Annotated in this window: 5 protein-coding genes; all 5 read right to left on the minus strand. The window is 71.6% G+C overall.

The window, feature by feature from the left end; all coding sequences use genetic code 11:
* A partial coding sequence (folP, locus tag GX015_RS11385) for a dihydropteroate synthase (protein WP_291345240.1) occupies positions 1–640 on the minus strand: 640 nt, incomplete at its 3' end.
* 5 nt (positions 641–645) lie between these two features.
* Positions 646–1,281, minus strand: a complete 636-nt coding sequence (folE, locus tag GX015_RS11390; protein ID WP_291345242.1) for a GTP cyclohydrolase I FolE — start codon at positions 1,279–1,281, stop codon at positions 646–648.
* Positions 1,278–3,944: an ATP-dependent zinc metalloprotease FtsH gene (gene ftsH / locus GX015_RS11395; RefSeq protein ID WP_291345244.1), complete on the minus strand. Its 2,667-nt coding sequence runs from the start codon at positions 3,942–3,944 to the stop codon at positions 1,278–1,280. Before ftsH ends, folE begins: the two co-directional genes overlap by 4 nt.
* Before the next feature lie 111 nt (positions 3,945–4,055).
* A complete protein-coding gene (gene hpt / locus GX015_RS11400) occupies positions 4,056–4,640 on the minus strand; it encodes a hypoxanthine phosphoribosyltransferase (RefSeq protein WP_291345246.1) in 585 nt (194 codons plus the stop codon).
* 69 nt (positions 4,641–4,709) lie between these two features.
* The coding region (locus GX015_RS11405) for a tRNA lysidine(34) synthetase (RefSeq protein WP_291345248.1) at positions 4,710–5,501 on the minus strand (792 nt) is incomplete at its 5' end.

A 5,501-nucleotide genomic window follows, 5' to 3' on the forward strand; every position in this document is an offset into this window, starting at 1 on the left:
GCACCGGGTAGCCCTCGGCGACGAGCTCGGGCAGCGCGTGCAGCAGCGCCCAGTTGTCGTCGGCGTTCTTGGCGAAGCCGAGGCCCGGGTCGAGGATGATCCGCTCGGCCGGGATGCCCTTGGCCAGCGCACGCTCGGCGAGGCCCCGCAGGTGGTCGCGGACCTCGGCGACGATGCCGGCGGCGGACGGCTCCGCGCGCCCGGACGCGGACCCGAAACGCTCGGTGCGCCAATGCATGAGGCAGACGGGCACCTCGGCGGCGGCGCACACGTCGAGCATCCGGGGATCGGCGAGGCCGCCGGACACGTCGTTGATCAGCGCCGCACCGGCCTCGATGGCGGCCTCCGCCACGGCGGCGCGCATGGTGTCGACGCTGACCGGGATCCCGGCGGCGGCGAGCTCGCGCACGACGGGCACGACTCGGCCGAGCTCCTCCTCGGCGGCGACGCGCACCGCGCCGGGGCGGGTGGATTCGCCGCCGACGTCGATGAGGTCGGCGCCGTCGGCCATCAGGCGCTTGGCGTGGGCGACGGCGACGGCCGGGTCGTTCCAGCGGCCGCCGTCGGAAAAGCTGTCCTCGGTGACGTTGACGATGCCCATCACCAGGCAGCGGTCGTGGTCGGGCAGAACGGGCGCCATCGCGATCAGCGCCCCGTGATCAGCGACATCGCCTCGGCACGGGACCGGGCGTCGGACTTGAACCCGCCGCGCACCGCGGAGGTGATGGTCGTCGCGCCCGGCTTGCGGATGCCCCTCATCGCCATGCACAGGTGCTCGCATTCGATGACGACGATCGCCGACGTCGGCTGGAGCTTGTCGACGAGCGCGTCGGCGACCTGACCGGTCAATCGTTCCTGGACCTGGGGACGCTTGGCGTAGAGGTCCACCAGGCGGGCCAGCTTGGACAGGCCGGTCACGCGGCCCTCGGGGCCGGGGATGTAGCCGATGTGCGCCTTGCCGAAGAAGGGCACGAGGTGGTGCTCGCACGTGGAGTAGATCGGGATGTCCTTGACCAGCACCAGCTCCTGGTGGCCCTCGTCGAAGGTCTTCTCCAGCACCTTGGTCGGGTCGACGTGGAGGCCTGCGAAGACCTCCCGGTAGGCGCGGGCGACGCGTGCGGGGGTCTCTTTCAGCCCCTCTCTTTCCGGGTCCTCGCCGACGGCCAGCAGCAGCTCGCGGACGGCGGCCTCTGCGCGCGCCTGGTCGAAGTTCCCGGCGTCCTCGCCGAGGTCGGCGGCGATGTCCGGGTGGACCTCGTCATCGCGGTGGTCGTAGTTCATCGGGGATCTCCCATTCCGTTCGTGCCGGAGTCCGGGGTCTCGTCGGGGCGCGGCGGCGTCGGCTCATCGGAGCCCGGGGCGCGGTGGCGGCCGGAACCGGACCTGGAGCCGGAACCCGGTGCCGGGAACTGCCGCGTCGGCTCGGAGTCCGAGGCGCCCAGCGGACGGCCCTCGGGAGCCTCTTCGCGCTTCTTCGGCGTCTCGCGGTGCTCGGGCTGCTCGCGCTCGGGCAGGCGGAAACCGCGCGGCTCGCCCGGCCGGGACTGCGGCGTCTGGCCCTGCTGCCCCTGGTTCGGGCGCTCCCACCCGGTCGGCGCAGGGTAGTTCGCGGTGCCGGGGTGGCCGCCGGGCTGCTTCGGCTCATCCGGCTGCCCCGGCTGGTTCTGGCCCGGCTGGCCGTAGGGATTGTGGGCGCCGCGGGAACCGCCGTCCTTCGGCGGCCATCCCGGCACGGTCCAGTCGGCGGGCGGCGGAGTGCCGCCGTAGACCGGCACGTTGCGTCGGTCTTGCCGGCCCGGGCGACCATGCTGGCCCGGCTCACCCGGCCGGCCCGGCTGGCCCGGAAGATGCCCGGCCCCCGGCAGCGCCCGCTGGTCGCCATCGCCGGCGACTCCATCGGAGCCACCGTTGGCGCCGTCGGCACCGTCGGCCCCGTCGCCCTCGCCCATCGGGCGATCCTGGCGGCGCGGCCGCACCGGCGCAAAGATGTTCTCGCGGCGCGGCGGCTCCTCGCCGCGCTCGATCGCCAGCTCGACCGGGGTCTTCACGGGCTCGCGGCCGTCGCGCGGGTGGCGCTTGTCGGTGTCCAGGAAGTCGAGGCGCTCGCGGATGCGGACGTCGGTGAACATCGCCTCCAGATCCGGGCGGCGCAGCGTCTCCTTCTCCAGCAGCTTCTCGGCGAGGACGTCGAGGATGTCGCGGTTCTCCTTGAGGATGTCGTACGCCTCGTCGTGCGCCTTCGAAATCAGCCCGCGCACCTCCTCGTCGATCTTCGCGGCCACCGCCGGGGAGTAGTCCAGCTGGCCCGAACCACCGCGACCGACGAACGGGTCACCGGCCTCCTCGCCGTACTTCACGGGGCCCAGCGACGCGGTCATGCCGTATTCGGTGACCATGGCGCGGGCGATCTTCGTGGCCTGTTCGATGTCGGCGGATGCGCCGGTCGTCGGCAAGCCGAAGACCAGCTCCTCGGCGGCGCGGCCGCCCATGGCGAAGACCAGGCGGGCGAAGAGCTCGGGCAGGTTGTACATGCCCTTGTCGTCCTCGGGCACCGTCATCGCGTGGCCGCCGGTGCGGCCGCGGGCGAGGATGGTCACCTTGTACACGCGCTCGATGTCCTTCAGCGCCCACGCGGCCAGGGTGTGGCCGCCCTCGTGGTAGGCCGTGACCTTCTTCTCCTGCTCGGAAATCACCTTCGACGTGCGGCGCGGGCCGCCGACGACGCGGTCGACGGCCTCCTCCAGCGCATCCGCGGTGATCACGTCGCCGTTGACGCGGGCGGTCAGCAGCGCGGCCTCGTTGAGCACGTTCTGCAGATCGGCGCCGGACATGCCGGCGGTGCGCTTGGCCAGCGACTCCATGTCGGCGTCGGGCCCCAACGGCTTGTTGCGGGCGTGGACCTCCAGGATCGCCTTGCGGCCGGCCATGTCCGGCGCGCCGACGGGGATCTGCCGGTCGAAGCGGCCCGGGCGCAGCAGCGCCGGGTCGAGGATGTCGGGGCGGTTGGTCGCCGCCATGATGATCACGCTGGACCGGTCCGAGAAACCGTCCATCTCCACCAGCAGCTGATTCAGCGTCTGCTCGCGCTCGTCGTGGCCGCCGCCCATGCCGGCGCCGCGCTGGCGGCCGACGGCGTCGATCTCGTCGATGAAGATGATGCAGGGGCTGTTTTCCTTGGCCTGGTTGAACAGGTCGCGCACGCGGGACGCGCCGACGCCGACGAACATCTCCACGAAGTCCGAGCCCGAGATCGTGTAGAACGGCACGCCGGCCTCGCCGGCCACCGCGCGCGCCAGCAGGGTCTTGCCGGTGCCGGGCGGGCCGTAGAGCAGCACGCCGCGCGGGATCTTCGCGCCGAGCGCCTCGTAGCGGGCGGGGTTCTGCAGGAAGTCGCGGATCTCGTCGAGCTCCTGCACGGCCTCGTCGGCGCCGGCGACGTCCTCGAACGTGTTCGTCGGCTCCTCCTTGTTCAGCATCTTCGCCTTGGAGTTGCCGAACCCGAACATGCCGCCGCGGCCGCCCTGCATGCGGCTGAACAGCCACATGATCAGGACGAAGAAGATCAGCATCGGCAGCAGGAAGCCGAGCGTCGACATCAGGAACGAATCCTGCGTCACCTCGGTGGTGTACTTGTCCACGCCCTCGGCGCCGGAGACCTTCTCGAAGACCCGGTCGGCCGCCCGCGCCGGGTACTGCGTCATGACCTCCTTGACGTCCTCGGTCTCCTCGACCTTGATGCCGTCCTTCAGCGTCAGGCGCAGCCGCTGCTCGCGGTCGTCGATCTGCGCCTCGGCGACGTTGCCGGCGTCGATCTGCTGCATGGCCACCGACGTGTCGACCTCGCGGAACGACCGCGTGTCGTCGGTGAGGGTGGTCACCGCGAAGATGAGGAGGAGGAAGATGCCGACGATGCCGGCGATCCGGAAGACCTTGTTCTTGTCCATGGAGGGGCTTGGCCTTGGCTTTCTCGGGTGTGTGGGGCCTCTGCGACGCGGCCGCCGCCGCGGGTGGCGCGGCGGCGTCGGCGTCGTGAAGCGGCGTCGTGAAGCGTGCTGCTAGCTCTGGTAGACGCGCGGGTGCAGCGTGCCGACGTACGGCAGGTCGCGGTAGCGCTCGGCGTAGTCCAGGCCGTAGCCGATGACGAACTCGTTGGGGATGTCGAAGCCGATGTCGGCGATGTCGAGCTTCGCGCGCAGGGCATCGGGCTTGCGCAGCAGGGTGATGACCTCCAGCGTCCGCGGGTTGCGGTTGCGCAGGTTCTTCATCAGCCACGACAGCGTCAGGCCGGAGTCGATGATGTCCTCCAGGATGATGACGTCGCGGCCCTCGATGTCGCGGTCCAGGTCCTTCAGGATGCGCACCACGCCCGACGACGACGCCGAATTGCCGTAGGACGACACCGCCATGAACTCCATCTGGGTCGGGCGGTTGAGCTCGCGGGCGAAGTCGGTCATGAAGAACACCGCGCCCTTGAGCACGCCCACGAGGATGAGGTCCTCCTCGGCGTCTGCGTGGCGCTCGTTGACGCGGGCCGCCATTTCGGCGATGCGCGCGCGCAGCTCGTCTTCGGAGATCAGGATGGCTTCGACGTCGGCCCCGTACGGGTTGTCCGGAACGTTGAAATCCTTGACGTCATGCATGCGGTCGTCCTTTCCGCGCGGGCGCGCCGGCGGTTGCTTCCTGGGATCGCTTCGTCGATCACTGCGGGGTCACTGCGGGTTCGCGGCGGGGTCCGGTGAACCCCGCGACACTGCCAGAGTGCCACCTTTTCGGTGCGCCTCCAACCTGCATCCCGGCTGATCGGGGGTTTCGGCGGAGGGCAGGGCGACGGGGCCGCGCCCGCGATGGTCGACCACGAGTTTATCCAGCGCCGCGATGTGGGCGGTGGTCAGCGCCGACGCCCCGTTGGCCTCGGCCCACTTCTTCAGGGCGCGGGTCCGCACGGCATCGGGCAGCTTTGCGACGGTGCCCGCGTCCAGCCCGTTCGCCGTGCCCGGGGCAGCGGGCGCGGCGGCGTCGATCAGGGCGTCGCCCAGCGCGTCATCGGCCCACCCGTCCAGCGCGGCGGCGTCGGTGCGGACGAGATCCGCCGTGCGCGCGAGGTTGGCTGCGATGCCCGGTCCGAGGAGCTCCTCCAGCATCGGCAGTGCGGCGCGACGGGCGCGGACCCGGGCGTAGCGGTCGTCGGAGTTGTGCGGGTCGTGCCACGGCGCGACGCCGAGTTCTTCGCAAACGGCCTCGGTGTCGGCGCGGCGCAGCGGCCCGCCGGAGAAGAGGAACGGCCGGAGCACGCGGACGCCGTCGTCCCACGTGCGGTCGGGCGCCATGCCGGACAATGCGGCGGGGCCGGCGCCGCGGGCCAGCCCGAGCAGCACGGTCTCCGCCTGGTCGTCGAGGGTGTGCGCCAGCAGCAGCGGGCGGCCCGGATCGCGGGCGACGCGATGCAGGACGTCATGGCGGACGGTCCTCGCGGCCGCCTCGGGCCCCTCCCCCGCGCCCCC

This window comes from Corynebacterium sp., assembly GCF_012837295.1.
Taxonomy (GTDB): Bacteria; Actinomycetota; Actinomycetes; order Mycobacteriales; family Mycobacteriaceae; genus Corynebacterium.

Excerpts from the sequence above, each read along its gene's own strand:
- folE (WP_291345242.1), bottom strand. The coding sequence starts at position 1,281 with ATGAACTACGACCACCGCGATGACGAGGTCCACCCGGACATCGCCGCC.
- hpt (WP_291345246.1), bottom strand. The coding sequence starts at position 4,640 with ATGCATGACGTCAAGGATTTCAACGTTCCGGACAACCCGTACGGGGCC.
- ftsH (WP_291345244.1), bottom strand. The coding sequence starts at position 3,944 with ATGGACAAGAACAAGGTCTTCCGGATCGCCGGCATCGTCGGCATCTTC.